Here is a 22,462-nt window from a genome sequence, read left to right on the forward strand (position 1 = left end):
TCGACCTCGGCAGGGCCCAGACTAGGTCAGCCGCCACTCTCCGCGAGGGTCATGGGACCCTCTGTTACGCAAGTGGGGCGGCCGCTCACGGTACGAGCACGATGCGCCCGCGCAAGCCGCGCGAGGCCAGCGCGTCGTGAGCCGCGCCCGCCTCCGAGAACGGCATCGTCCGGTCCACCCGCAGGCTCACCCGGCCGGCGTCCGCGAGCCGGGCCAGTGCGGCGAGTTGCTCGGCGTCGCTGTGCACGCGGACCTGGGACACGCGGATTCCGCGCTCCGCCGCCGGGCCCGCGCCGAGGACACTGACGAACGCCCCGCCGTCTCCCACCGCTCCGATCACCGACCCGCCCAAGGCCGCGGTGTCGATCAGCCCGGCCACTCCGCCGGGGACGGCGGTGCGGATCGCCGCGGTGGGGTCCTCGGAGCGCGGTACGAAGAGGTCGGCGCCGAACCCTCGTACCAGTTCCTCGTCCCGGGGCCCTGCGACGGCGACGACGCGCAGGCCGCGCGTGACCGCCAGCTCGACGAGATAACCGCCGACGGCGCCCGCGGCGCCGGTGACCGCCACCGTGTCGCCTTCGGTCGGGGCGAGCAGGTCCAATGCCTGCCAGGCGGTGAGTCCGTTCAGCGCGAGTGTTGCCGCCTGCACCGGGGTCGCGCGCCTCGGTGCGGTGGTGACGGCGGTGGCGGGCAGGACGACGTACTCGGCATGGGTGCCGGCCTGGGTCTCGGGCCAGTCGGACAGGCCGATCACGGCGTCGCCGACCGCGAAGTCGCGGACGCCGCTGCCCAGGGCGTCGACGGTCCCCGCCACGTCGAGACCGGGAACGTAGTGGTCCCGCGCGGGGACGCGGGAGGCGAGGGCGCCGGAACGGATCAAGGCGTCGGCGGGGTTCAAGGCGGCTGCCGAGACCCGGACGCGGATCTGACCGTCACCCGGCTCGGGGGTCGGCACCTCGGCGACTCGGAGCACGTCGGAACCACCGTATTCGGACAGGATGACAGCACGCATCGGCACGTCTTCTCTCTGCGGGTGTTCTGTCCGGGCGGGCCCCGGCGAGCCATCCCGTGAACCCGGAATGCCGGTCGCCCATTCCTGGCTCCGGCGAGATCGGCCCGGCCGCCGGGCGGGGATGGAGGTGCGGTGGCGGCCTGTGCGGGTGAGAGTGGGGGGAGCCGGCGCGTGCTGTCAGGTGCTGTCGGGTGCTGGTTCGCGCCGGTCGGTGTTCCTCGGAGGACGGAGTGTTCGATGGCCCGGACGAAATCGACCCGGCGCGCCGATGGTTCCCGATCGCGGCCGGCTCTGTCTCCACGGCTGGTGGCAGGCCTGGTACTCGCGGGACTGGCCGTCTGGTTCGTGCTGATCAACACGCGCACGGCGCGGATCCACTTCTGGATCCCGTGGGTCGACGCACCGATGTGGTTCGTGCTCGCCGTCACCTTCCTGGCGGGAGCCGCGACGGCATGGCTGCTCGGACGCCGCGGCAAGTAGCCGTCGGCCCCGGATGCGCGCGGCGGCGGTCGCACGGGTCGGGGCAGGGCCGGGAAGGGCGACGGCATGGGTGACTGGTGGTACCGCAACATCGTCGAGCCGGGGAAGCTGCCGCTGTTCCTGGCGCTGTCGGCGTTCGTCCTCACCTTCGCCGTCACCCGGGTCATCACCCGAATGATCAGGGCGGGGAAGGGGCCGTTCCGTAACGTCACTCCCGGCGGCCTGCACGTCCACCACGCCGTCCCGGGGGTGATCCTGATGACCGTGGGGGGTTTCACCGGCAGCGCGGCCGGCCGGACGGGGTGGGGGGCTGCGCTGGCAGCGGTGGTGTTCGGCATGGGAACGGGTCTCGTCCTGGACGAGTTCGCACTGATCCTGCACCTGAGCGACGTCTACTGGACCAAGCAGGGCACGATCAGCATCGAGGTGGTGATCATGACCTCGGCGCTGGCGGCGCTGCTGCTCTGCGGGTTCCTGCCGCTGGGAGTGGACGGGCTCTCGCCCGAGGAGGAGCGCAGCCGGCTGACGGTGATGAGCACGGTGGTGGGCAACCTGCTGCTGTCGGTCGTCGCCATGTACAAGGGGAAGCCACGGATGGCCGTACTCGGGTGGTGGTCCCGGTGATCGCCCTGGTCGCCGCCGTCCGGCTGGCCCGGCCCGTGTCACCGTGGGCCCGGCGCTTCTACGGGGGCCGGCACAAGGTCCGGGCCCGGGCCATCAAGCGGGCCTACCACCACGACCGGCGCTGGAGCGGCCTGCGGCGCCGGGTGGACTACCTGATCGGCGGTGCGCCGAGCCAGTAGCCGCGCGAGCGGGGTGCCGGGGGTGTCGCCGGGGATCCGACGCTGCGGGCCGACCCGTCCGTCAGCGCGCGGTCGCGGCCCACGGGGCGGAACACAGATCGTCCGTACTGCGCCGTGCCCGCGTGCTCGCAGGCGCGTCGGCGGCCTTGCCTATCGCGGCCATCGCGACGATCTCCCATCCGGGGTTCGGCCGGAGTTCTTCGGTGAGCGCTTCGAGGTCGAAGGCGCGGAACTGGTGGGTGGACAGCCCCATGGCCTGGGCCTGGAGGCTCAAGTGGGCCACTGCCTGCCCGAGGTCGTAGTCGGCGAACTCGGAGTAGACCAACCCGGTCCCGTCGACATGCCGGCGCGTCAGCGCCACGACCAACAACCCCGCGTCCTTGGCCCACCGCGCGGAGCTGGGCGCCAGGTGGGGCACCACCCGCTTGTACTCCGGCTCCCCGGGCCTGGCCATCAGGAACCCCCAGGGCTGGGAGTTGCCCGCGGAGGGGGACCACCTGGCCGCTTCCAGGAGCAGTTCCAAGGCCTCGTCCGGCACGACACCGGCCGGATCGAAGGCGTACGGGCTGAACCGATCGGCCAGCAGCGGGTGGACCCGACCGGACCACTGATGAGCATCAGACATGATCATCACCAACAGCCGCCCCGAGCGATTCATTTCCGCCCGGCGCGCGAGTGCGTACGAACCCGCGAAATACCGCACGCCCCGACCAGGCCCGACCAGGCCCGAAACGGGGTGTCTCGCCGCGACCGGTCCCGTCCGAGGCGCTGCTGGAGGGCTAGGTCCGGGCCGACCACCAGTTCGGCGGCCGGGGCGTCCCGGCCCGACCCGCGTCCAGCTCGGCCTGCTGGACGGCGTCGTGGGCGGCGAGGGAGGCACGCAGGGTCAGGATGTCCGCGCCCCGGGAGGCGTCCAGCCCGGTGAGCTCGGTGGCCTTGCGCAGCCGATAGTCGACCGTGTTCGGGTGCACCTGGAGCCGGGCGGCGGCCCGGCGGCGATCGAGCCCCCGAGCCAGGAAGACGCGCAGCGTGTCGAGCAGCTCCGGGCGGGCGTCCAACGGGTCGAGCAGTGCTGCCAGCCCCGCCCTGGCCGGGCTCGGGCGGCTCAACTGGTATTCCAGCAGCACGTCGTCGAGCAGGTACAAACCGGGCCCCCGGCCGGACGCCTCCGCCACCGCCCGCACCTCCCCGGCCAGCCGGGCGGCCTCCGCGACCCCCTCCGGCGCCGCGGCGGTCGCTGCGGCCAGCAGCTCGGCGCCGCACATCCGGCCGAGCTGCTCGACCAGCCGGGACAGCCACGCCCGGTCCAGCTGGCCGGATTCGGCCGGCGGAGCCTCGTACGGGATGAGCACCGTCCCACCGCGGCCGGACAGCACCGAGAGCGGAACGCCCGTCGTCTGGCGCTGGATCTCGTTGCGCAGTCGCCGCAGCTTGCGGCGGGCGGCGACCGAGTGGTTCACGCCGGGCACCAGCTCGTCGGGGTGCGGCCCCACCGCGATGCTCAGCACCAGGTAGCAGGCCGGCAGCCGGATGCCGGCCCGGTCCGCCGCGCCCTGGGGGCTGCCGCCCTCCAGCAGACGGGACAGCAGCGACTGCCGCGCGACCTGCTCGTCGCTGAGGGCCGTCTGCCGCTCCTGCACGTACCCCGCGGCCACTTCACAGCTCACCAACCGCAAGTACGCGAGCATTTGGCGCTGCACCAGTAGGACGTCGGCCAAGTCGCCCGGCTCGGCCGCCGGGAAGACCCGGGCCGCGCATTCCTCCGCACCGAGGTGGTAGGCACCGACCACGGCCTCCAGCGGCACGCCCTCGTCGGCGCGCCTGGCCGACGACTCGCGGATGACCGCCGCCTCGGCCTGCCCGAGCATCTCTCCGGTGCGCAGGACCGCCGCGAACCCCCGTATGCCGTGGGTCACCTGCTTGGCGATGTCGCCGCCGAGCTGCTCCGCCGGGAGCGTCCCGTATACGGGGAGCCGCTCGACCAGCCTGACCATCACGGCGCGTTCGAGCGCTCCGGCCGCGTCCTGGAGCCGCTTGTGGACCGGCACACCGCCGAACCGCGGCACTCTGTCCCGTTCCCGGTCACGGCCCCGCTCCCGTTCCACCCCGTTGGATCCGGTCACAATCCACCTCGCACATCTTTGTTCCCCACCCCGGAGACCCGGCCGCGTACCGGCCCCATGATGTTTCCGGGACATCACTTACTGGTTGGTAACACGACTGGCCGGTGCATGGCCAGATGTGGCAGGACCTCGGCCGCATCGTTCACCGCATCTCCTTGCCGGGGACCGCCCACCCCGGCCCGACGCGGCGCGCACCGGACCCCATGCGGCTGCGTCGGACCCCCCACCCAGGATTCGAGGAACGCATGTCGAAGACGGCCGTTCGCCTGATATCCGTCGCTGTCGCAGCCGCTGCAGCCATGGCCACCGCACCCGCCGCCACCGCCGTCGCAGCCACGCCGCCGGCCGCCGCGCCGGCAGCTGCGGCAGCCTCGGCGAGCGACCCGTTCTACAGCTACGGCGGCAGCGAGCCGCTGTCGACGTTCGCGCCGGGCGCCGTGCTGAAGACACGGACCCTGCCGTACCACATCGTTGGCATTCCCACGCCGCTCAAGGCGATCCAGCTGCTCTACCGCACCACCGACGCCCAGGGCCGCCCGGCCGCCAACGTGACCACGGTGGTGCGCAGTCTGACGGGCGACAGCAGCAAGGCGGTCTCCTACCAGTCGTTCTACGATTCGCTGAACCCGCAGGACAGCCCCTCCCGCGCGATCGCCGGCGGCGTCACCCTGGGCGGCGCCATCCCCAATGCGGAGGCCCTCTTCATGGCGCCGCTGCTGCTGCAGGGCTACAACCTCGTCATCCCGGACACCGAGGGACAGCAGGCGAACTTCGCCGCCGGACCGGAGTACGGGACGAACACCCTGGACTCGATCCGCGCCGCGACGAGGGCGGCCGAGACCGGCCTGGACTCCACCACGTCGTTCGGCCTCCTCGGCTACTCGGGCGGCGCGATCGCCACCAACTGGGCCGCCGCGCTCGCGCCGAGCTACGCGCCGGACGTGAACCGTCGACTGGTCGGCTACGCCGAGGGCGGCCTCCTCGTGGACCCGGCGCACAACCTGAAGTACGTCGACGGCTCGCTGGCGTGGTCCGGCGTCATCCCGATGGCCGTCATCGGCGTCTCCCGTTCGTACGGCATCGACCTCAAGAGCTACCTCAACAGCTACGGTCTGAGCGTCTACAAGGACCTGGAGCGCGGATCGATCATCAACGCCCTCGGCCACTACCCGGGTCTGACCTGGAAGAAGATGGCTAAGCCGGAGTACGCCGACCCCAACTCGATCCCCGCCTTCCTGACGGCGATGAACAAGCTCAACCTCGGCTCGGCCGCCACCCCGTCCGTCCCGGGCTTCATCGGCCAGGGCAACGGAGGCGTCTTCGAGGGCACCTTCAGCAACCGCCCGGGCATCGGCACGGGCGACGGCGTGATGGTCGCCGGCGACGTGCGCTCGCTCGCTCGGCAGTACTGCGCCACCGGCAGCTCCGCCGTCAAGTACAACCAGTACGAGCTGCTCAGCCACACGGGCGCGACCCTGGCCTGGGCCCCCGCCGCACTGGGCTGGCTGGGCGACCGCTTCGCCGGCCGGACGGCGCCGTCCGACTGCGGCCGGATCGCCAGCGGCAACTCCCTCGCCCCGGAGGAGCCCGCTCCGCGGTCGTGATCCGCAGCGGCCCCCTGCTGCCCGACGGCGCCGACGGCTCGTACACCCACGGGACGCCGGCGCCGCCGACGTGTCCCGAGCCACCTGAGCACGAGCAGTGGCCGACTCCGCCCCCTTCGGCGCGGGGCATAAGTCCAGGGCGGACGACAGGCCCTAGGCCGGCGCGGGCGTCGCCTTCTCCGCCGCGCGGCTGACCTGCTCCCAGCCGGAGTAGGTCGCCTTGCGGCGTTCCGCGACGTCGACGGCGAGGTCGTACACCATGCTCCCGAGGACCATGCGTATCGGCGGTTCCTCGGCGGCGACCAGTTTCAGGAGTGCCTCGGCGGCCAGCCGCGGTTCGCTGTCGATCGATCCCTCGGCCCACTGCTTCTCCAGCTCGGCCCGCAGCGGGGCGTAGGCCGCCATCGGCGTGGTGGCGCGCATGGCTGCGTACAGGTCGGTCCAGTAGCCGCCCGGCTGCACGATGCTGACCTTCACGCCGAACGGGGCGCCTTCCATGGCCAGGGCCTCGCTCATGCCTTCGAGGGCGAACTTGCTCGCGCTGTAGAGGCCGGTGGTCGTGAAGCCCGAGATGCCTCCGATGCTGGAGATCTGGACGATGTGACCGCCGCCCTGGGTGCGCAGCAGCGCCATGGCCGCTTGGCTGACCCAGAGGGCGCCGAAGAAGTTCACCTCCATCTGCGCCCGGGCCTCGGCCTCGGTGAACTCCTCGACCATGCCGGTCGACAGCGTGCCGGCGTTGTTGACGACGATGTCGAGCCGCCCGAAGTGGTCGGCGGCCGCTTCGACCGCGGTGAAGGCGGCGGCCCGGTCGGTGACGTCCGCGGTCAGCGGCAGGACGCGGCCGGGGTGGGCCGCTGCCAGTTCGTCCAGGGCGGCGGTCGTACGGGCGACGGCCGCCACCCGGTCGCCGGCGGCGAGGGCGGCCTCCGCGAACGCGCGTCCCAGGCCCCGGCTGGCGCCGGTGACGAACCAGGTCCGCGGTCCGTCGCTGCGCGGGCCGACCGATGCTGCGGTGGTGGTCATGACTACCTCATTCTCTCTCGTGGAACCGGGCCAACCTGAGACGAGACGGTCCGTCTCGCACGAGTGTCAGCATGGCACACGCGGAGCGGGTGACGCAAGACGGATCGTCTCGTCTCTTGAATTGGGTAGGGTTCCCCCATGACTACTCCGCCGTCCAAGGCCCCCAACGCCGCCCGGCGCAGCGAGGCCTCCCGCCGAGCGATCCTCACCGCCGCCTTCGACCTCGCCGGAGAGCTCGGCTACGGCAAGCTCAACATCGAGGCCATCGCCACCCGCGCCGGAGTCGGCAAGCAGACCATCTACCGCTGGTGGCCCAGCAAGGGCGCCGTTCTCTTCGACGCGTTCCGCATGCTCAGCGAAAGCCACGGCACAGGTCACGGCGCAGGCCACGGCACAGGTCACGACGAGAGCCGCGGGGAGGACCCCGCGGCCGGGCTGCCGGACACCGGAGACTTGGCGGCGGACCTCAAGGTCGTGCTGCGCGAGACCCTCGCCGAATTCCGCGACCCCCGCATCGCGGAACCCATGCGCGCGCTGACCATCGAGGTCGCCGGCGATCCCGAACTCGCCGCCCAGTACGCCGAGCACCTCGACGAACCCGTCCGCGCGCTCAAGCGCCGCCGCCTAGAGGCCGCCCAGCGGGCCGGCCAACTCGCCCCCGACGTAGACCTCGACCTCGCCATCGACGCCATCTGGGGCCCGCTGCTCAACCGCTGGCTGCTGCGCACCGGACCGCTCACCCCCGAGTACACGGACGCCCTCGTCGACAACGCCCTCCACGGCCTGCGTCCCACCGTGCCCCAGGCCGCCGAGTAGCCACCGCCGCACAGCAGACGGCGAGCGATGCCGGGCGTCCGGTCGGCCCGTAGCCCCCGCACCGAGGCGGGCCCGGCAGGTGCACGGCGTAGCGTCCCGGATCCGCGAGGGCGGCGAAGCCGGTGAGCGTCTCCAGGAGCGGGGACAGCGCGAACCTGACGCCCGCGACGGCCGACACGCCGAATCGCACCTCACCCGTGCCCGTGCATCCCCGCCCCGCCCCGCCCGTCCCGCTCAAGGAGCACTCCGTGCGCTACCTCCACGTCGACGTCTTCGCCGGTCGCCCCTACACGGGGAACAGCCTGGCCGTCTTCCCCGAGGCCCAAGGACTCACCGCCGCACAGATGCTGGCCATCACCAGGGAACTGCGGCACTTCGAGTCGGTGTTCCTGACGCAGGACCCCGCACGACCGCGGACCCACCGGGCGCGGGTCTTCGACCTCGCGGGTGAACTCGACTTCGCGGGGCACCCCCTCATCGGCGCCGCGAGCGTGCTGCACGCGCTGGAGGACGCGCGCGGCGCCACCGGCCAGGAGGCCGCGTGGGCCCTCCGGCTGACCGCCCGCACGGTACGCGTGGCCACCCGCCGCAGCGGACCACGGCGCTACGAGAGCACCCTGGACCAGGGACCTGCCGAGTTCGCCGGCCGCCCGCACGGCACGGACGCCACGACCACCGCGGAGATCGCCTCCTGGTTCTCCCTCGACCCGCACGACCTGGACCCGGACCTGCCCCCGCGGACGGTGTCCACCGGCCTGCGCTACCTGGTGCTGCCCGTACGGGGTGACGCCCTGGCGCGCGCCCGCGTCGCCACTGCGCTCGACGGTCCGCTGTCCCGCCTGGGGGCCGAATTCGCCTACCTCCTCGACGCCGGCGCCATGGAGGGACGGCACTGGACCAACGACGGTCTCCTCGAGGACACGGCCACCGGTAGCGGGGCGGGCTGCGCCGCCGCGTACCTGCGCCGCCACGGCCGCATCGGCGACGGAGTGCCCACCCTGCTACGGCAGGGCCGCTTCACCGGCCGGCCGAGCGAAATGACCATCAGCGCACACGGCGACGGAGGATCCGTCCACACCGTGGAGGTCGGAGGCTCCGTGGCGATCGTCGGCGAGGGGCAACTGGCGGAGCTGCCCTGACCGGACGGTACGGGCGGGTCCACAGCACCCCACCCCTCCCCGCACCACCTCGTACCGGCGTCCATGGCGCCCGTGTACCGATGACCACAGGCCCTCACCCGTGCATGCGGGAGCCCTTGAGGACCTTGTCCACGGAGTTGCGCGGCCCGTGGACGGCGATCCCGACCAGGTCGAGCTGGTCCTTGCGCACCGCCGCCACCGCTGCCCGGTTCGCCCGGTCGTGGCCCGTGGCGAACAGGTCCGACGTGAACACCGCGGTCGGCAACCCACGGCGCAGCGCCCTCTCGTGCGCCGCCGTGACCGCCTCCTTCCCGCCTTCGAAGACCAGCACGGGCTGGCGGAACATCGGCAGGTAGGAGCTGCCGTCGGCGTCCCGGTACGGCTCGCCGACCACCTCGGGCAGGACCGTTCCGAGCCCGCTGACGAGGAAGGCCGTGACGTTCAGCCGCTGCCACGTCTCCAGGTCGTCGCGCAGCAGCACCGCGATCTTGGTGTCGAAGCGCACGGGCCCGTCCGCGCCGCCGCCCACGCCGCCGCCCACGCTGACCTGCCCGCCGTTCTCCCCGCCGTCCCAGCTGCTCCCGCTGCCCTCGCTCTCGCCGTTCTCCCCGCTTCCGTCGTTCCCGCTGTTCCCGCTGTTCCCGTGGTCGTCGACCGATTCGTTGATCGCCTCGTTGCTCATGGCCCGAGACTGCCGGCCGCGCCCGCGCGCGGTCTTGTACGTTCCTTGCGTGGCCCCCCACCCGAAGTCACGGCCTGGCGGCGCCTGATCACTCCGTTCGATCCGGTGCCCCGTACGAGTGGTGCGAGGGGGCATGGTGCTGCAACCGGTCGGTCCGCGCACCTAAACTCGGCGCTCATGTCGCTCTGGCTTCTCAACCATTTCAGTACGTTCACCCTGGCCGCCGTCGCCGTCGGAGGAACCGTTCTCCTGGCCGTCGCCGGCAGCTTGCTGCTGCGTCGCAGGTATCCGTCGTTGGCCCGAGGAGAGCACAACGACATGGTCGGTGTGACGCTGGGCATGTTCGGCGCGATCTACGGGATCATCCTCGCCTTCGTCATCGTCACCCTGTGGACGCAGTTGGAGGACACCCAGACCATCGTCGCCTCCGAGGCCACCGACGCGGCGCTCATCACCCGGGACGCAGCCGCCTTCCCGGCGCCGGTGCGTGCCGGTCTCGATGCGGCCATCAGCGGATACGTCCATGCGGTCGTCGAGGACCAGTGGCCCCTGATGCGCGCGGGACGACCCAGTTACGGAGCCACGGAGGTGCACCTGCAATCCGCCTTCCGGGTGCTCCAGGCCTACGATCCGAAGAGCCAGACGGAGCGCGTCTTCTACGAACAAGCCGTCGACCACCTCAACGACGTCGCCTCCCAGCGGCGCGCCCGCCTGACCATGGCCCGCCAGGAACTGCCCCCGTTGCTCCAGGCTTTGGCCTTCGGCGGTGCGATCGTCCTGGTGCCGCTCACGTTCCTCTACGGTCTGCGCAAGCTGCGGGTGCAGATCATGTTCATCGCTTCGGTATCCGGGTTGATCGGCTTCAGCCTGTTGTTGGTGTTCGTCCTGGACCGCCCCTTCTCCGGCGACCTCAGCGTCAGCCCGGACCCCTACCGCGAAGGAGCCCTCGCCCAGTACTGGACGCCCTGACCCGAAGGCGTGCTCCGGTCAACCGGCGGCCAGCAGGCTCCGCGTGTGCTCGCGGACCTGCGCCGGCGTCAAGTACATGTCGGTGTCCTCGAACTCCCGCAGCGCGGGCGGCCGCGCGGACTGGAAGCCGGTGCGGACGAAGTCGTCGCCGGCCACCGCGTTCAGCAGCCAGTTGGTCATCACCCGGGTCCTGGCCACGTTCGTGCGCAGCGCCGACCAGTGGTACCCCCGGGCCACCGCCTGGGCCGGCAGGCCGCGCAGTGGGACGCCCAGGGGCTTGGACACGGCGTCGGTGCCCCCGAGGTCCACGACCAGGCCGAGGTCCTTGTGGACGTACGACCGCAGCGGCCGCCCGCGCAGCGAGGCGACCAGGTTGTCGGCCAGGACGCGTCCTTGGCGCAGCGCGTGCTGAGCGGTCGGCGGGCAGATCGCCCCGGTCCCGCCCTTGGCCAGGTCCGGAACGGCGGCGGCGTCTCCCAGAGCGAACACTCCGGCCGCCTGTGGCACCGTCATCTGCGGTGTCACCACCAGCCGGCCCTTCTCCGTCTGCGCATCCATGGTCCCGATCAGCGGGCTCGCCGCGACGCCGGCCGTCCAGATCAGCGTCCTGGTCGCCAGGATCCGCCCGTCGGTGAGCGTCACTTCCGCGGGCCCCGCCTTGGCGACGCTGACCCCCAGCGAGACACGGATGCCGCGCCGCCGCATGATCTCCAGCGCCGCGCGGCCCAGGGAATCGCCCAGCTCGGGCATCAGCTTGGGCGCCATGTCCAGCAGGTGCCAGCTGATCTGCCGGGCGTCCAGCCGCGGGTACCGCTTCACCGCGTGGTCCGTCAGCCGCTGGAGGCAGGCGGCCGTCTCGGTGCCCGCGTATCCACCTCCGACCACGACGAAGCACAGCCGGGCCGCCCTCTCGTCCTCGTCCTGGCTGGCGTCCGCGAGATCGAGCTGGGCGATGACGTGGTCCCGCAGGTACGCGGCCTCGGCGAGCGTCTTCATGCCCCGCGCGTGGTCCAGCAGCCCCGGAATGTCGAAGGTGCGGGTGACGCTGCCGGGTGCCAGTACGAGGTGGTCGTACGGCCGGTCGATCACCTCGCCGGTGATCTTGCGGACGATGACGACCTTGGCCGCGGTGTCCACGCCGATCGCCGTGCCGGGAACGATGTGCGTGCGGTGGCGGCTGCTGCGGCGCAGGGACACGGCGATGGACTGCGGGGTCAGGACCCCGGAGGCCACCTGGGGGAGGAGGGGCAGGTACAGCTGGTAGGAGTGCGGAGTGACCACGCAGATGTCGGCCTCGCCGGGGGACAGACTGCGCTCCAGACGGCGTACGCATTCCACGCCTGCGAAGCCCGCACCCACCACGAGGATCCTCGGTCGCGCCACGGTGTCGTCCTTTCTGAGGTTCTGAGGTCCACCAGGTCGGTGACGCGCCTGCCCCGTTCGCGGCGGTGTGCACCTGCGGGGCCGCAGGAATCTCCCGGGACGGGGACGGGGACGGGGACGGCGACGGCGACGGCGACGGCGACCGCCCCGCGCCCGGTGCAGCCGTGGCGCACTGGGCGCGGCGGCCACTTCGACGGGGGCGTCCGCTGCCGGCACCTTCCCGGCACCTTCCCGGCACCCTCCACCGCCGAGATGGACGCGACGACGTCCGCAGGGGGTTTGGAAACGTTCAGACGGTGCAGACGCGGTGTTGACACCGACCACACATCACGAGGTAGGAGACCCACCATGGGCATCATCGCCTGGATCGTCATCGGTCTGCTCGCCGGCATCATCGCGAAGGCGATCATGCCGGGCAAGGACCCGGGCGGCATCATCATCACCATGCTCATCGGCATCGCCGGCGGCCTGCTCGGTGGTTGGCTCGGCAAGGTCATCCTCGGCGTCGACTCGATCGACGGCTTCTTCGACCTCTCCACTTGGATCGCTGCCATCGTCGGCTCCGTCATCCTCCTGGCGCTGTACCGCCTCGTGACCGGCGGTCGGCACTCCCACCGGCACGCCTGACAGGTGCGCCCGGACGGCAGTACCCGGAAGCGGCTCTCCCCGTTAGAGGGAGAGCCGCTCCGTCGTTCCCGCCCGACCGGCCGGCGACCGTCCTCTCGCACCGCCGCCGAACCGGGCGATGGGCCGACCGGGCTGAGAGTCTGTCGTATGAGGTGAGGAGAGCGCCGTGCAGACGTTCCTTCCGTTCGCATCGTTCCGGGACACGGCAGCCGTGCTCGACGGGCGCAGGCTCGGGAAGCAGCGGGTCGAAGCCGTTCAGGTGCTGCGCGGTCTGATCGTGCCGGGGTACGGCTGGCGCCGACACCCGGCCGTACGGATGTGGGCGGGCTACGAGGAGGCTCTCGTGCGCTACGGACTGGACGTGTGCTCGGTCTGGACGGCCGAGGGACGCCGTGACACCTGCGCCGTCACGCTCGTCCAGGACTTCCGCGGATGGCTACCGGGTGGTGCGCCGAGGACGCAGGACGAACTGGAATCGGACGGCGACCTGCCGCCCTGGCTCGGCTCACCGGACTTCCACCGCAGCCACCAGTCGGCGCTGGTGCGCAAGGACCCGGACTTCTACGTCGGGCACTTCCCGGGGGTGCCGGACGACCTGCCGTACGTTTGGCCGGCATCCGACCGCGACGAGGGCATCCAGGATGCCTGAAGCCGAGATCCCGCAGGAGCCGCACATGGGTAGGGGCCAGGAGCGACACGAGGGAGCACCGCCGCACCGGGGCCGTCCGGCCGACGGTGACCCGGACGCGCTGTTTGCCCTCGACGACCTCGACATGGGGCAGGAAGGTCTTCCCCCGGCCGTCACCGGTCCGCTCTTCCGTGACACCCCGGCCGCCCGACGCCTGCTCGCGGTGCGCGAGATCCGCGCCGAGCCCGCCGCCGCGGCCTCCCCGCGCGGCAGGCAGGTCCTCGCCCGCTTCCCGGACGCCGAGATCGTCCCCGTGGACTCGCACTGGGGCATCCCGGACCTCCACGGCAACGCGGGGAACGTCGACCGCTGGGTCCGGATCAAGAGCGAGGTCCTGGTCCTGGGGGAGAAGAAGACGCTGACGACCCGCCCCAACGGACGCTCGGCGGACTGGATCGCCCCGGGCGCCGCCAACGGCTGCGCGATGGCCTGCGCCTACTGCTACGTCCCGCGCCGCAAGGGGTACGCCAACCCGATCACGGTCTTCACCAACAGCGACCGGATCATCGCCCACATCTCGCGGCACGTCGCGCGCCTCGGCCCCAAGACGGAGGCCAACCAGTGCGATCCGACCGCGTGGGTCTACGACGTGGGGGAGAACAGCGACTGCTCCGTCGACGCCCTGATCAGCGACAACGTCAGCGACACCATCCGGGCCTTCGCCCGGTGGCCCTCCGCCAAGGCCTCCTTCGCCACCAAGTTCGTCAACCCGGACCTCCTCCTGCTCGACCCGCGCGGCCGGACCCGCGTCCGGTTCTCCCTGATGCCGCAGGCCGACTCCAAGCTGCTGGACGTCCGGACCAGCCCCGTGGAGAGCCGCATCGCCGCAGCCGGAGACTTCCTGGAGGCGGGGTACGAGGTCCACTTCAACCTCTCACCCGTCGTACTGCGACCGGGCTGGGAGACGGATTGGGCCGAGCTGCTGCGCCACATGGACGATGTGTTGCCGGCGCCGGTCAAGGACCAGGCCGCGGCGGAAGTGATCATGCTGACGCACAACGAGGACCTGCACGAACTCAACCTCGGCTGGCACCCGCGCGCCGAGGACGCCCTGTGGCGACCCGATCTCCAGGAGCCCAAGCGCTCGCAGAACGGCAGCTGGAACGTCCGCTACCAGGGCGGGGTGAAGTCCGTAGCCGTCGAGAAGCTGCGCGCGCTCGTCGCCACCCACGCCCCGTGGCTGAGGATCCGCTACGCCTTCTGACGCCGGTACGCCGGTACGCCGGTACGCCTGTCTGCCTGTCCGCCTGCGAGTCCGCACGCACGCACGCCCGCCCGCCGTCCGGGCCGTTCCGGGGGTAACGTGCTGGGCATGGACCTCCGCACCACCGCCCAGCGCGCTCAACGCCTCAAGTACCTCCACGGCGCGCACAAGCCGCTCGTGTTGCCGACCGTGTGGGACGTCTGGTCGGCGCGTACGGCGGTCGGGGCCGGGTTTCCGGCGCTGACGGTCGGCAGTCATCCGCTCGCCGAGTCCCGAGGGGCCGAAGACCACGAGGGGCAGACCTTCGAGGAGGTCCTCGCCGCCGTCAGGCCGATCATCGCCGCGGTCGACGTCCCCGTGTCCGTGGACCTGGAGTCCGGGTACGGACAGGAGCCCGCGGACCTCGTCGCCGGACTCATCGAGGCCGGCGGTGTCGGCCTCAACGTCGAGGACACCGTCCATTCGGACGGGGGACGGCTGCGCAGCACGCAGGAACACGCGCGCTACGTCGCCGGCCTGCGCGCGGCGGCCGACGACGCCGGGGTCCCCGTCTGGATCAACGGGCGCACGGACCTCTTCCTGCACGCGGACGATCCCTCCGCCGTCCTGGACGAGGCGATCGAGCGACTGCGGTCCCTGGAGCAGGCCGGAGCCGACAGCGTCTACCCGGTCCGGATCCAGGACGACGACGACCTGCTCAGGGCCGTGATCGACGCCGTCGGCATTCCCGTGAACTCCACGGCCCACCCCGTCAAGCACGACCTCGAACGCTTCCGCCGCCTCGGCGTCGGCCGGATCACCTACGGCCCGCTGCTGCAACTCGCGATGACGGACGCGATGAAGGCCGCACTCGGGCCCTGGGCGCCGTAGCCGACCCGGTACGGGGGAGACGGTCCGGATCGCCGGGTGTTCGCGGCCGGGAGCGGGCGTGTGCGCACGGCCTGAAGCGTGACCGATCGACAATGAGCTGCATCCTGGCTTAAACGTTTCATCTCCGACTCGGATGCCTAAAACGGGACATCTTGGCGCCAAATCCAGCCGTGCGCAGCTGACTTGATTGCATGGCGCACCCATTGCACAGGAGTCTTGATGTGCACCCGCGAAGTTCTCGCGGGTGCCTCAGTCGCTCGTTTTCCTTGCAAGGAGAGTGCGTGCGCATGCATACGAAGAGGTTCCTCCGGTCGGCCGCCGTGGCATTCGTCGCGGCAGCGTCGTTCACCCTGACCATCCCCGGCAACGCCTACGCCATCGACCACGTCGAGTGCCGCGGCGGCGAGAGCTTCCTGAAGATCTGGTCCCACAGCGGCGGCTCCGACAGCGTGGACTGCTATGCGAACAAGGGCCGGACCGACTTCGGAGGCTGGTGGGTCGACAAGATCTCCACCGGTAACAACGACCTCATCTACTACGACGCCAACGGCGATTCCGTGCGGATCAACCGCTGGACCGAGATCACGTTCCCGAACCGCCCGCCCAAGGTCAACTCCATCGAGATCCTCTGAGCCCTGAGCCCTGAGCTCTGAGCCCTGAGGCTTGAGGCCCTCGTCGGGATTCCCCCGCAGGTCCGGGTGCCGCCCCCCGGCCCTAGCTCCGCGGCCTGCGGGGGAGTCCTGCCCGGGCCGCCGCTCCCCGTGCGACGTCGCAGTTGCTCACGACCGGCACCCGGGCAAAGACCCGGCCGGTCCCACAGGTGAAGAGGGACCCGAACTCCACGAGTTCGGGCCCTCGCCGATGGAGTTCAGAACGCGATCTCGTGGACGACCAACCCGAGGACGAGGAGGACCAGGGCGAGGACGACGCCGCAGGTGAGACGGAACCGGAAGATGCTCCAGAATTCCGCTCGGCGGCCTTCAGGAGTGTCGGTGCGCCAGACCGACGGGATGTCGACCCGACCCTCGGTGATGGCCGCCGCGGCCCGCCGGACATCCCCGGGATGGTAGTCGTAGTACGTCGGCGCCGCCCCGTACGTGCCCCGGCTCTCCCCGCCGTACCGACGGGTGCGGACGTCCGCACGACCGGCGGTACCGGGCAACCAGTCCGTACGGATCGGCCACAGTGCGGCGACTTCGTGGCTGCTCAGCCACGGCTCCTCCTCGTGCTCCGATTCGGGTGCCCCTGGATCCGGTGTGCGCGGCATGCTTCCCCCTCGACGCGGCCCGCCCCCAGTACACACCCGCCGCTCCGCACGCCGACTGCGATGCGGCGCTTTTGTGACGGGGATCCCGACTTCCGGGCACCGTAACCGGCACCGAACCAGGCAACCAGCACCGCGCCTGACACCCCCGGCCCGGCCTACTGGGCCAGGTAGCCGCCGTCGACGGGGAGGACGGTGCCGGTGATGAAGGAGGCGGCGTCGGAGGCCAGGAAGGCGATGGCCCGGGCCACTTCCGCGGGCTCGCCGAGCCGACCGAGCGGGTGGAGGGCCGTGATGCGGTCGACGTACTCGGGGCCGCCCGGCTCGTCCGCGAGGCGCCGGACGCGCTCGGTGCGGATGGTGCCGGGAGCCACCGCGTTGACCCTGATGCGGCGCCCGGCCCACTCGACCGCGAGGTGCTTGGTGAGCCCGGAAGCGACGAACTTGGCGGGCCCGTAGGCGGCCTGGCGGGCCTGGCCGGCCAGCCCGGAGATCGAGGAGACGCAGACGACGGACCCGCCGGTCTCCTGCCCGGCCATCTGCGCGATGGCGTACTTGCAGCAGAGGAACATCCCGCGGCCGTCGACGGCCATCACCCGGTCCCAGTCCTCCGCGCTGGTTTCCAAGACGTCCGACAGCGGCAGGATCCCCGCGTTGGCGACGAGCACGTCCAGCCCGCCGCCCGCGGTCACCGCGGTGTCGGTCATCCGCTCGGCGTCCGCGGGCCGGGACACGTCCCCGGTCACCACGGTCACCTCGTACGCGTCGCCCCGGTCGGCGCAGTCGCGCCGCAGCGCGTTGAGCCCCGCGGTGTCCAGGTCAGCGGCGGTCACCCGGGCCCCGAGCCGGGCGAAGAGGGCCGCGGTGGCCCGTCCGATCCCGCTGGCAGCGCCCGTGACCAGGCACGACCTGCCGGTCAGTTCGACGAGTCCGCCAGTCTGCACGCCGCACCGCCTCCGTTCGCGGGGCAGGGCCCTACCCCGCCACCGGCCTCCCCAACGAGCTGGAGACCGTACCGGTTACGCCTGGCCGTCGGTGGCCCGTGCCGGGGCGAGGGCCAGGAAGTCGTCGTGGGTACGGACCCGGAGCCCGGGCCGGTCCTCCGCCAGTGCGGCGATCATCGCCGCGGCGAGCCGGCCCGCGGGCACCGGCCGGTAGGGGCGGGCGGGCCCCACCAGCAGCGGGGCCAGCGCGCTCGCGGCCCCGCTGCCGAGCCCCTCGCCCCGGCGGTGCGCGGGCCGGCGCCCGAGGATGAAGGAGGGCCGGAAGAACTCGGTCTGCGGGTAGCCGAGCGCCGTCACCTCCGCTTCCATGTCCCCCTTGACCCGCAGGTAGAAGGCCCGGGCGCCGGAGCCCGCGCCGACCGAGGAGACCACCGCGATCCGCTCGGCGCCCGCCTCCCGGGCCAGCCCGGCCACCCGCACGGTGTGGTGCTGGTCCACCTCGCGGAAGGCCTCTTGCGAGCCTGCCTGCCGGATGGTGGTCCCCAGCGCGCCGTACACGTCGGCCCCACCGGGCCCGAGGGCCAGGTCGTCGGCCCCGAGCGCGGCGAAGTCCACCACCCGGGTGTCCAGCCGCGGGTGTTCGAGGGCGATCGGGCGCCGGGCCAGCACGGTGACGCGCGTATACAGCGGATCGTGCAGCAGCCGCGCCAGCAGTTGTCCGCCGACCAGTCCGGTGGCTCCGACCAGGAGCGCGCTACGGGTCACGGGAGATCCTTTCCGCTGCCGACGGCCGGCCCGCCGGTGTCTGCGCAGGATGCCACACGGGTGTGGGTCCGCCGGTGTCAGACGCGGTCCGCCGCGATGAGGAGGTAGTGGAAGCTGCCTTCCTTGTAGGCCGTCAGGAAGGCTTCCTCGATGCCGGTGGCGAGGTGGGATCGAGCGCGCAGTTCCCAGTAGGGGATGGCCTGGGGGGTGAGGTCGGTGACGGTGATGGGGGTGAGGCCGTTGGCGGCGAGGGCGTCGAAGTAGGCGCTGCGCGGGTGGATGTTGCAGGTGTAGTGGGTGTCGATGTGACTGACGGCTTTGGAGCGCCCGCCGGTGAGGTCGTTGGAGCAGCCGGTGATGCAGACGTAGCGTCCGCCGGGGGCCAGGGCGCGTGCGAACTCGGCGAAGGCCTGGTCGAGGTCGACGTACATGGTGGTCTCGTTGGTCCACACGGCCTGTCGGGAGCCGCTTTCGAGGCCGGTGTCGAGCATGTTCCGGAAGTGGAAGCGGACGTGGTCGTCGACGCCGTGCTCCCGGGCCTGGCCGTTCGCGAAGTCGACCTGGTACTGGGAGATCGACACGCCGTCGACACCGCAGCCGAACCGCTCGTGGGCCATGAAGGAGGTACCGCCACGGCCCGATCCGGCGTCCAGCAGCCGGTGTTCGGGGGCGATCGGACCGAGGTGGTCGAGGAGGAGGTCGGCTTGCGCGCTCTCCAGCCGGTCGAGCTCGCGCACGAGACGCTCCTCGCGGTCGGCTCCTTCGGCGCGCAGGACGGCGGGGTCGTAGTCGCCGATGCCGTAGTGGTGGTGGTAGAGCTCGTCGACGTCGCCGAGGAGGACGTTGACCTCGTCGCCGGTGTGGGTGTTGTCCCAGTAGGCGGCGATGGCCCGCTGGTAGTCGGTGCGCAGCACGGTGCGGGCGGTGTGGGGGGCGGCGGTCATGTGCGGTCCTTGTCCTGGAGGGAGGGCTGGAAGGCGGGCTGGAGGGCGGGCTGGTGGTCGGTCTGGTGGTCGGGTCGGGCGGAGTGCTGGTGGTAGCGGGCTGCGGTCCGGTGCCAGGCGAGGCTGCCGGCGCACCAGTCGAGTACGCCGTCGAGGAACCGCCGCAGTTCGCTTCCGCCGAGGTGGGCGAGGTGCTCCCGCTGCTGGTGGAAGCGGTTCATGAGCTCGTTGTGAAGGCCCGCGCTGATTCGCAGCGCCTCCTGGGGCGTGCAGCGTTGTTCTTCGCGGACGGCTCGGGGGAGGTTGAAGTCTCCGTCGAAGGTGTGCTCTTCGACGGGGGCCGAGTAGATGTCGTTGGCGATGCAGGCGGCCAGGGCCGCGGTCCCGGCCGCGTCGAGTACGCCGGGATGGGCCCAGACGTCGGCGGGCAGCCGGTAGCCGCCCAGGGCGTCGAGGACGGTCATGCAGGGAAGGAAGCTGTTGGCCTGCCGGTTGACCAGGTACTCCCACACCCGCGGTCGGTGACCGGTGGCACGCCAGGTGGCTTCCTGGGCGAGAGCGGAGAACAGGGTCCGCAGGGTGTGCAGGGTCCGCTCCAACTGGTCGGGCGCGGTGATGCGCCGCAGGTGGCCGACGGCGGACCGGAGCCCTTCGAGCGCGGGGTCCTCGCGGGTGGCCGCGGTGAAGGCGCTCTCGTACCGGTCGGGCAGGTGGACCCTGCCCAGGACCGCGGAGGCGGCCGCCAGCCGGGATCCCAACAGGCCGGGGGTCGCGCCCAGGGACGGGTCGTCGCAGTAGTGGTCGTCCATGGCCCAGATGGCGAGCGTGCAGCGCGCCGGCACCATCAGCAGGTCCTCGGTCTCGACGCCCGGGTAGCAGAGCGCGGCCAGCCGCCCGAAGCCCGCATCACGGACCCGCTCCAGGCGCCCGTGGTAGAGGCCGATCTCCTCGGCCCACGCCAGGAGGCGCTCGTCGAGACGGGCGGCCAGCAAGGGATCGTCGCGGCGCGGAGGCGGACAGTCCAGCCGCACTCCGCCCACCACGGCCTCTGCTGCCGGCCCCGGCCCCGGCCAGCGGGCAGCGGTCCACCGTACGGTGGCCGTCGGCGGCCCGGCGAACCGGCGGGCGGCCGACGTGCCGGTCCCGGTGGGCCCGGGCAGCGGGCTCACGCCAGCTCCGGGGGCTTGTTGTAGTGGCCGACCTCGACGTTCTCCAGGACACCGAACGCGCTGGGCAGCAGCGGAACCACCGAGTAGTAGTTGCTGACCAGGTACGAGAGCACCGCGCGGTCGTCGATGCCCATGAACCGCACCGACAGGCCCGGTTCGTACTCGTCGGCGATGCCCCTCTGGTAGAGGCCGATCACCCCGCCGGCTTCCTCGCCCGTGCGCAGCGCGATCACCGAGCTGGTCAGATCGCCCGAGATGGGGATCTTGTTGCAGGGCAGGAACGGGATGCCCCGCCAGGCCAGCACGTGGTGCCCGTTGAACTCCGTGCCCGTGGGGCAGATCCCGGCGCGGGTGCACTCGCGGGCGAACGCGGCGATCGTCCGCCGGTGCGCCAGGAGGAACTTCGTCTGCCGGCGCATCGAGACCAGCTCGTCCAGATCGTCCGGCGTCGGCGGCCCGTGCCGGGTCGAGATCCGCTGCTGCGCGTCGACGTTGTTCAGCAGCCCGAAGTCGGGGTGGTTGACCATCTCGTGCTCCTGCCGTTCGCGCAGGGCCTCGATCGTCAGCCGCAGTTGCTGCTCCGTCTGGTCCTGGGGGCCGTTGTAGAGGTCCCCGACGCGGGTGTTGATCCGCAACACGGTCTGGGCGACGCTGAGCGGGTACTCGCGCGGCGAGACCTCGTAGTCGACGAACGTGGCGGGCAGGTGGGCTTCGCCGTCGTGCCCCGAGGCGATCGCGATGTCCGCCTCGCCCCGGCGCGACATCGCCGGCCGGGAGCGGGCGGCGTAGTCGGCGATGTTCGCGGCGAGTTGAGGCGCGGCGGAGCGGATCCTCTTGAACTCCTTGCGCGGGAGGACCAGCACCGTGCAGGCGGTCACCGCCCGGTAGGTGTACTCCCAGGTGCTCTTCCCGGCCAGACACGCATCGCCGAAGTAGGACCCCTCGGCGAGGATTCCGTGCGAGACCGACTCCGTGTACGCGCCGGCGGTGAAACGGTCCACCTTCCCGCGAGCGACGAGCACGAGCCGATCGGTCTTCTCGGCGGCACGGGCGAGCACGGTTCCCGGCTCGACCTGCCGTTGCTCGAAGGCACCGGCCACGGTGTCGAGCAGCGCATCGTCGGCGAGGTCCCGCAGGAGCGGGATCTGACGCAGGGTCCGGGACAGCACCCGGGTGCGGGCACCGGCGGTGTCGAACGCCACGCGGCCGTCGCCGAGCGTGAAGGCCAGACGCCGGTTGACCCGGTAGGTACCGCCGGGGACGTCCACCCAGGGCAGGACGCGCAGCAGCCATCGTGAGGAGATCCCCTGCATCTGGGGAACGGACTTGGCCGTGTGGGCGAGGTTCCGGGCGGCGTCGCTGCCCGTCGCCGTCGGTTCGACCGGTGGTTCTTCCAGCCGGGATATGGATGCGGGCACGGCTGACTCCCTTCATCGGAACAAGGGGGATGCGGCGGACGGAGCCCGATGGACAGGTCCCGCGGCCGTACGGGGTGCCTGGGGCGACTCCGCTGCTGCGGGTCGGCCTCATGACCACCAGTCCAGGGCAAGCCATCTCAACCGGCAACACGGCATGCGCCGTTCGGGCGGCCCGCATCCTCCGCGCCCTGACCACGACTCACCCCGGAGCCCAGTCACACGAAGAGGGGAAACGATTCTGCAATGGCCCGGGGCGAGACGGCCGGGCATCCGAACTCCGCCCACTCGGGGGCGCGCTGGCCCGGATCAGGCGCCAGCGCCCGAAGGCATCTGTGGCGGTCTGCGACGCAATGCCCCGCGGCTTCGCTCGGGTTGTGTCAGAGATGCGCGCCAAGGGGGTGTTTCGGTCCAAATGACGGCCTCGGATTCCGGGCCGGAACGCCGGGCCCGCCCGCGGGGACACCGGCGGTCCGGGGGCCGTGGGGGCGGCGGCCGGGCCTCGGGCCGATCGGCCCCCGGCCCGGTGGGACGT

The 22,462-nt window shown here is 71.8% G+C and carries 22 protein-coding genes and 1 pseudogene; 11 read left to right on the forward strand and 12 right to left on the reverse strand.

The window, feature by feature from the left end; all coding sequences use genetic code 11:
* Positions 1-85: 85 nt before the first annotated feature.
* On the reverse strand, positions 86-1,012 hold the full coding sequence (locus ACIQWR_RS21515) for an NADP-dependent oxidoreductase (RefSeq protein WP_404011798.1): 927 nt from the start codon (positions 1,010-1,012) through the stop codon (positions 86-88).
* 306 nt (positions 1,013-1,318) lie between these two features.
* On the opposite strand from ACIQWR_RS21515, the gene ACIQWR_RS21520 reads away from it, so the two are divergent.
* Entirely contained in the window at positions 1,319-1,492 is a 174-nt protein-coding gene (locus tag ACIQWR_RS21520) for a LapA family protein (RefSeq protein WP_399261091.1), read from the forward strand.
* A gap of 66 nt (positions 1,493-1,558) precedes the next feature.
* Positions 1,559-2,295 (forward strand): annotated as a pseudogene (locus tag ACIQWR_RS21525) (hypothetical protein).
* Positions 2,296-2,356: 61 nt separating this feature from the next.
* On the opposite strand, the gene ACIQWR_RS21530 reads toward ACIQWR_RS21525, so the two are convergent.
* Complete coding sequence (locus ACIQWR_RS21530) at positions 2,357-2,920, reverse strand: nitroreductase family protein (RefSeq protein ID WP_404011801.1); 564 nt, start codon at positions 2,918-2,920, stop codon at positions 2,357-2,359.
* 154 nt (positions 2,921-3,074) lie between these two features.
* Positions 3,075-4,418 carry a PucR family transcriptional regulator gene (locus ACIQWR_RS21535; protein ID WP_404011803.1) on the reverse strand — a complete coding sequence of 448 codons (1,344 nt, stop codon included), beginning with the start codon at positions 4,416-4,418 and terminating at the stop codon, positions 3,075-3,077.
* Positions 4,419-4,717: 299 nt separating this feature from the next.
* Here ACIQWR_RS21535 and ACIQWR_RS21540 point away from each other — a divergent pair, with 299 nt between their 5' ends.
* Positions 4,718-6,022: a lipase family protein gene (locus ACIQWR_RS21540; RefSeq protein WP_404011805.1), complete on the forward strand. Its 1,305-nt coding sequence runs from the start codon at positions 4,718-4,720 to the stop codon at positions 6,020-6,022.
* 153 nt (positions 6,023-6,175) lie between these two features.
* Here the strand turns inward: ACIQWR_RS21540 and ACIQWR_RS21545 are convergent, their stop codons facing one another.
* Positions 6,176-7,048, reverse strand: a complete 873-nt coding sequence (locus ACIQWR_RS21545; RefSeq protein WP_404011807.1) for an SDR family NAD(P)-dependent oxidoreductase — start codon at positions 7,046-7,048, stop codon at positions 6,176-6,178.
* Between the two features lie 138 nt (positions 7,049-7,186).
* Between ACIQWR_RS21545 and ACIQWR_RS21550 the strand changes: the two genes are divergently transcribed.
* Both ACIQWR_RS21550 and ACIQWR_RS21555 read left to right on the forward strand, forming a co-directional pair.
* Complete coding sequence (locus ACIQWR_RS21550; RefSeq protein WP_404011810.1) at positions 7,187-7,864, forward strand: TetR/AcrR family transcriptional regulator; 678 nt, start codon at positions 7,187-7,189, stop codon at positions 7,862-7,864.
* Positions 7,865-8,112: 248 nt separating this feature from the next.
* Complete coding sequence (locus tag ACIQWR_RS21555; RefSeq protein ID WP_404011813.1) at positions 8,113-9,003, forward strand: PhzF family phenazine biosynthesis protein; 891 nt, start codon at positions 8,113-8,115, stop codon at positions 9,001-9,003.
* 94 nt (positions 9,004-9,097) lie between these two features.
* Here ACIQWR_RS21555 and ACIQWR_RS21560 read toward each other — a convergent pair whose 3' ends face one another.
* Positions 9,098-9,544, reverse strand: coding sequence for a DUF2000 family protein (locus ACIQWR_RS21560; RefSeq protein ID WP_404012042.1), 447 nt, complete (start codon positions 9,542-9,544; stop codon positions 9,098-9,100).
* A gap of 318 nt (positions 9,545-9,862) precedes the next feature.
* Between ACIQWR_RS21560 and ACIQWR_RS21565 the strand changes: the two genes are divergently transcribed.
* Positions 9,863-10,654 (forward strand): DUF4239 domain-containing protein, encoded by a 792-nt coding sequence (locus tag ACIQWR_RS21565; protein ID WP_404011816.1) that lies wholly within the window; start codon positions 9,863-9,865, stop codon positions 10,652-10,654.
* A gap of 18 nt (positions 10,655-10,672) precedes the next feature.
* On the opposite strand, the gene ACIQWR_RS21570 is transcribed toward ACIQWR_RS21565, so the two are convergent.
* A complete protein-coding gene (locus ACIQWR_RS21570; RefSeq protein ID WP_404011819.1) occupies positions 10,673-12,037 on the reverse strand; it encodes an NAD(P)/FAD-dependent oxidoreductase in 1,365 nt (454 codons plus the stop codon).
* Positions 12,038-12,385: 348 nt separating this feature from the next.
* Between ACIQWR_RS21570 and ACIQWR_RS21575 the strand changes: the two genes are divergently transcribed.
* The 5 genes from ACIQWR_RS21575 (at position 12,386) to ACIQWR_RS21595 (ending at position 16,058) form a co-directional block, all read left to right on the forward strand.
* A complete protein-coding gene (locus ACIQWR_RS21575) occupies positions 12,386-12,664 on the forward strand; it encodes a GlsB/YeaQ/YmgE family stress response membrane protein (protein WP_404011822.1) in 279 nt (92 codons plus the stop codon).
* A gap of 166 nt (positions 12,665-12,830) precedes the next feature.
* Positions 12,831-13,313, forward strand: a complete 483-nt coding sequence (locus tag ACIQWR_RS21580; RefSeq protein ID WP_404011823.1) for an MSMEG_6728 family protein — start codon at positions 12,831-12,833, stop codon at positions 13,311-13,313.
* 25 nt (positions 13,314-13,338) lie between these two features.
* Positions 13,339-14,556 (forward strand): spore photoproduct lyase family protein, encoded by a 1,218-nt coding sequence (locus ACIQWR_RS21585; protein WP_404011825.1) that lies wholly within the window; start codon positions 13,339-13,341, stop codon positions 14,554-14,556.
* Positions 14,557-14,664: 108 nt separating this feature from the next.
* The gene (locus tag ACIQWR_RS21590) at positions 14,665-15,426 is read left to right on the forward strand and encodes an isocitrate lyase/phosphoenolpyruvate mutase family protein (protein ID WP_404011828.1); all 762 of its coding nucleotides are present in this window, start codon (positions 14,665-14,667) and stop codon (positions 15,424-15,426) included.
* Between the two features lie 287 nt (positions 15,427-15,713).
* Positions 15,714-16,058 (forward strand): beta/gamma crystallin domain-containing protein, encoded by a 345-nt coding sequence (locus ACIQWR_RS21595; RefSeq protein WP_404011830.1) that lies wholly within the window; start codon positions 15,714-15,716, stop codon positions 16,056-16,058.
* A 236-nt stretch (positions 16,059-16,294) separates the two neighbouring features.
* Here the strand turns inward: ACIQWR_RS21595 and ACIQWR_RS21600 are convergent, their stop codons facing one another.
* The 6 genes from ACIQWR_RS21600 to ACIQWR_RS21625 form a co-directional block, all read right to left on the reverse strand.
* A complete protein-coding gene (locus ACIQWR_RS21600) occupies positions 16,295-16,693 on the reverse strand; it encodes a hypothetical protein (RefSeq protein ID WP_404011833.1) in 399 nt (132 codons plus the stop codon).
* A gap of 155 nt (positions 16,694-16,848) precedes the next feature.
* Positions 16,849-17,634: an SDR family NAD(P)-dependent oxidoreductase gene (locus ACIQWR_RS21605; RefSeq protein ID WP_404011835.1), complete on the reverse strand. Its 786-nt coding sequence runs from the start codon at positions 17,632-17,634 to the stop codon at positions 16,849-16,851.
* A gap of 75 nt (positions 17,635-17,709) precedes the next feature.
* A complete protein-coding gene (locus tag ACIQWR_RS21610; protein ID WP_404011838.1) occupies positions 17,710-18,399 on the reverse strand; it encodes an NAD(P)H-binding protein in 690 nt (229 codons plus the stop codon).
* Positions 18,400-18,476: 77 nt separating this feature from the next.
* Complete coding sequence (locus ACIQWR_RS21615; protein ID WP_404011841.1) at positions 18,477-19,343, reverse strand: geranyl diphosphate 2-C-methyltransferase; 867 nt, start codon at positions 19,341-19,343, stop codon at positions 18,477-18,479.
* A complete protein-coding gene (locus ACIQWR_RS21620; protein WP_404011844.1) occupies positions 19,340-20,512 on the reverse strand; it encodes a Camphene synthase in 1,173 nt (390 codons plus the stop codon). Before ACIQWR_RS21620 ends, ACIQWR_RS21615 begins: the two co-directional genes overlap by 4 nt.
* Positions 20,509-21,930: a family 2B encapsulin nanocompartment shell protein gene (locus ACIQWR_RS21625; protein WP_404011847.1), complete on the reverse strand. Its 1,422-nt coding sequence runs from the start codon at positions 21,928-21,930 to the stop codon at positions 20,509-20,511. The genes ACIQWR_RS21620 and ACIQWR_RS21625 overlap by 4 nt, the downstream gene beginning before the upstream one ends.
* Positions 21,931-22,462: the final 532 nt, after the last annotated feature.

The organism is Streptomyces sp. NPDC098789, assembly GCF_044759975.1.
Taxonomy (GTDB): Bacteria; Actinomycetota; Actinomycetes; order Streptomycetales; family Streptomycetaceae; genus Streptomyces.

Excerpts from the sequence above, each read along its gene's own strand:
- ACIQWR_RS21515 (WP_404011798.1), bottom strand. The coding sequence starts at position 1,012 with ATGCGTGCTGTCATCCTGTCCGAATACGGTGGTTCCGACGTGCTCCGA.
- ACIQWR_RS21575 (WP_404011822.1), top strand. The coding sequence starts at position 12,386 with ATGGGCATCATCGCCTGGATCGTCATCGGTCTGCTCGCCGGCATCATC.
- ACIQWR_RS21540 (WP_404011805.1), top strand. The coding sequence starts at position 4,718 with ATGGCCACCGCACCCGCCGCCACCGCCGTCGCAGCCACGCCGCCGGCC.
- ACIQWR_RS21545 (WP_404011807.1), bottom strand. The coding sequence starts at position 7,048 with ATGACCACCACCGCAGCATCGGTCGGCCCGCGCAGCGACGGACCGCGG.
- ACIQWR_RS21550 (WP_404011810.1), top strand. The coding sequence starts at position 7,187 with ATGACTACTCCGCCGTCCAAGGCCCCCAACGCCGCCCGGCGCAGCGAG.
- ACIQWR_RS21585 (WP_404011825.1), top strand. The coding sequence starts at position 13,339 with ATGGGTAGGGGCCAGGAGCGACACGAGGGAGCACCGCCGCACCGGGGC.
- ACIQWR_RS21590 (WP_404011828.1), top strand. The coding sequence starts at position 14,665 with ATGGACCTCCGCACCACCGCCCAGCGCGCTCAACGCCTCAAGTACCTC.
- ACIQWR_RS21565 (WP_404011816.1), top strand. The coding sequence starts at position 9,863 with ATGTCGCTCTGGCTTCTCAACCATTTCAGTACGTTCACCCTGGCCGCC.
- ACIQWR_RS21600 (WP_404011833.1), bottom strand. The coding sequence starts at position 16,693 with ATGCCGCGCACACCGGATCCAGGGGCACCCGAATCGGAGCACGAGGAG.
- ACIQWR_RS21595 (WP_404011830.1), top strand. The coding sequence starts at position 15,714 with ATGCATACGAAGAGGTTCCTCCGGTCGGCCGCCGTGGCATTCGTCGCG.
- ACIQWR_RS21530 (WP_404011801.1), bottom strand. The coding sequence starts at position 2,920 with ATGTCTGATGCTCATCAGTGGTCCGGTCGGGTCCACCCGCTGCTGGCC.
- ACIQWR_RS21615 (WP_404011841.1), bottom strand. The coding sequence starts at position 19,343 with ATGACCGCCGCCCCCCACACCGCCCGCACCGTGCTGCGCACCGACTAC.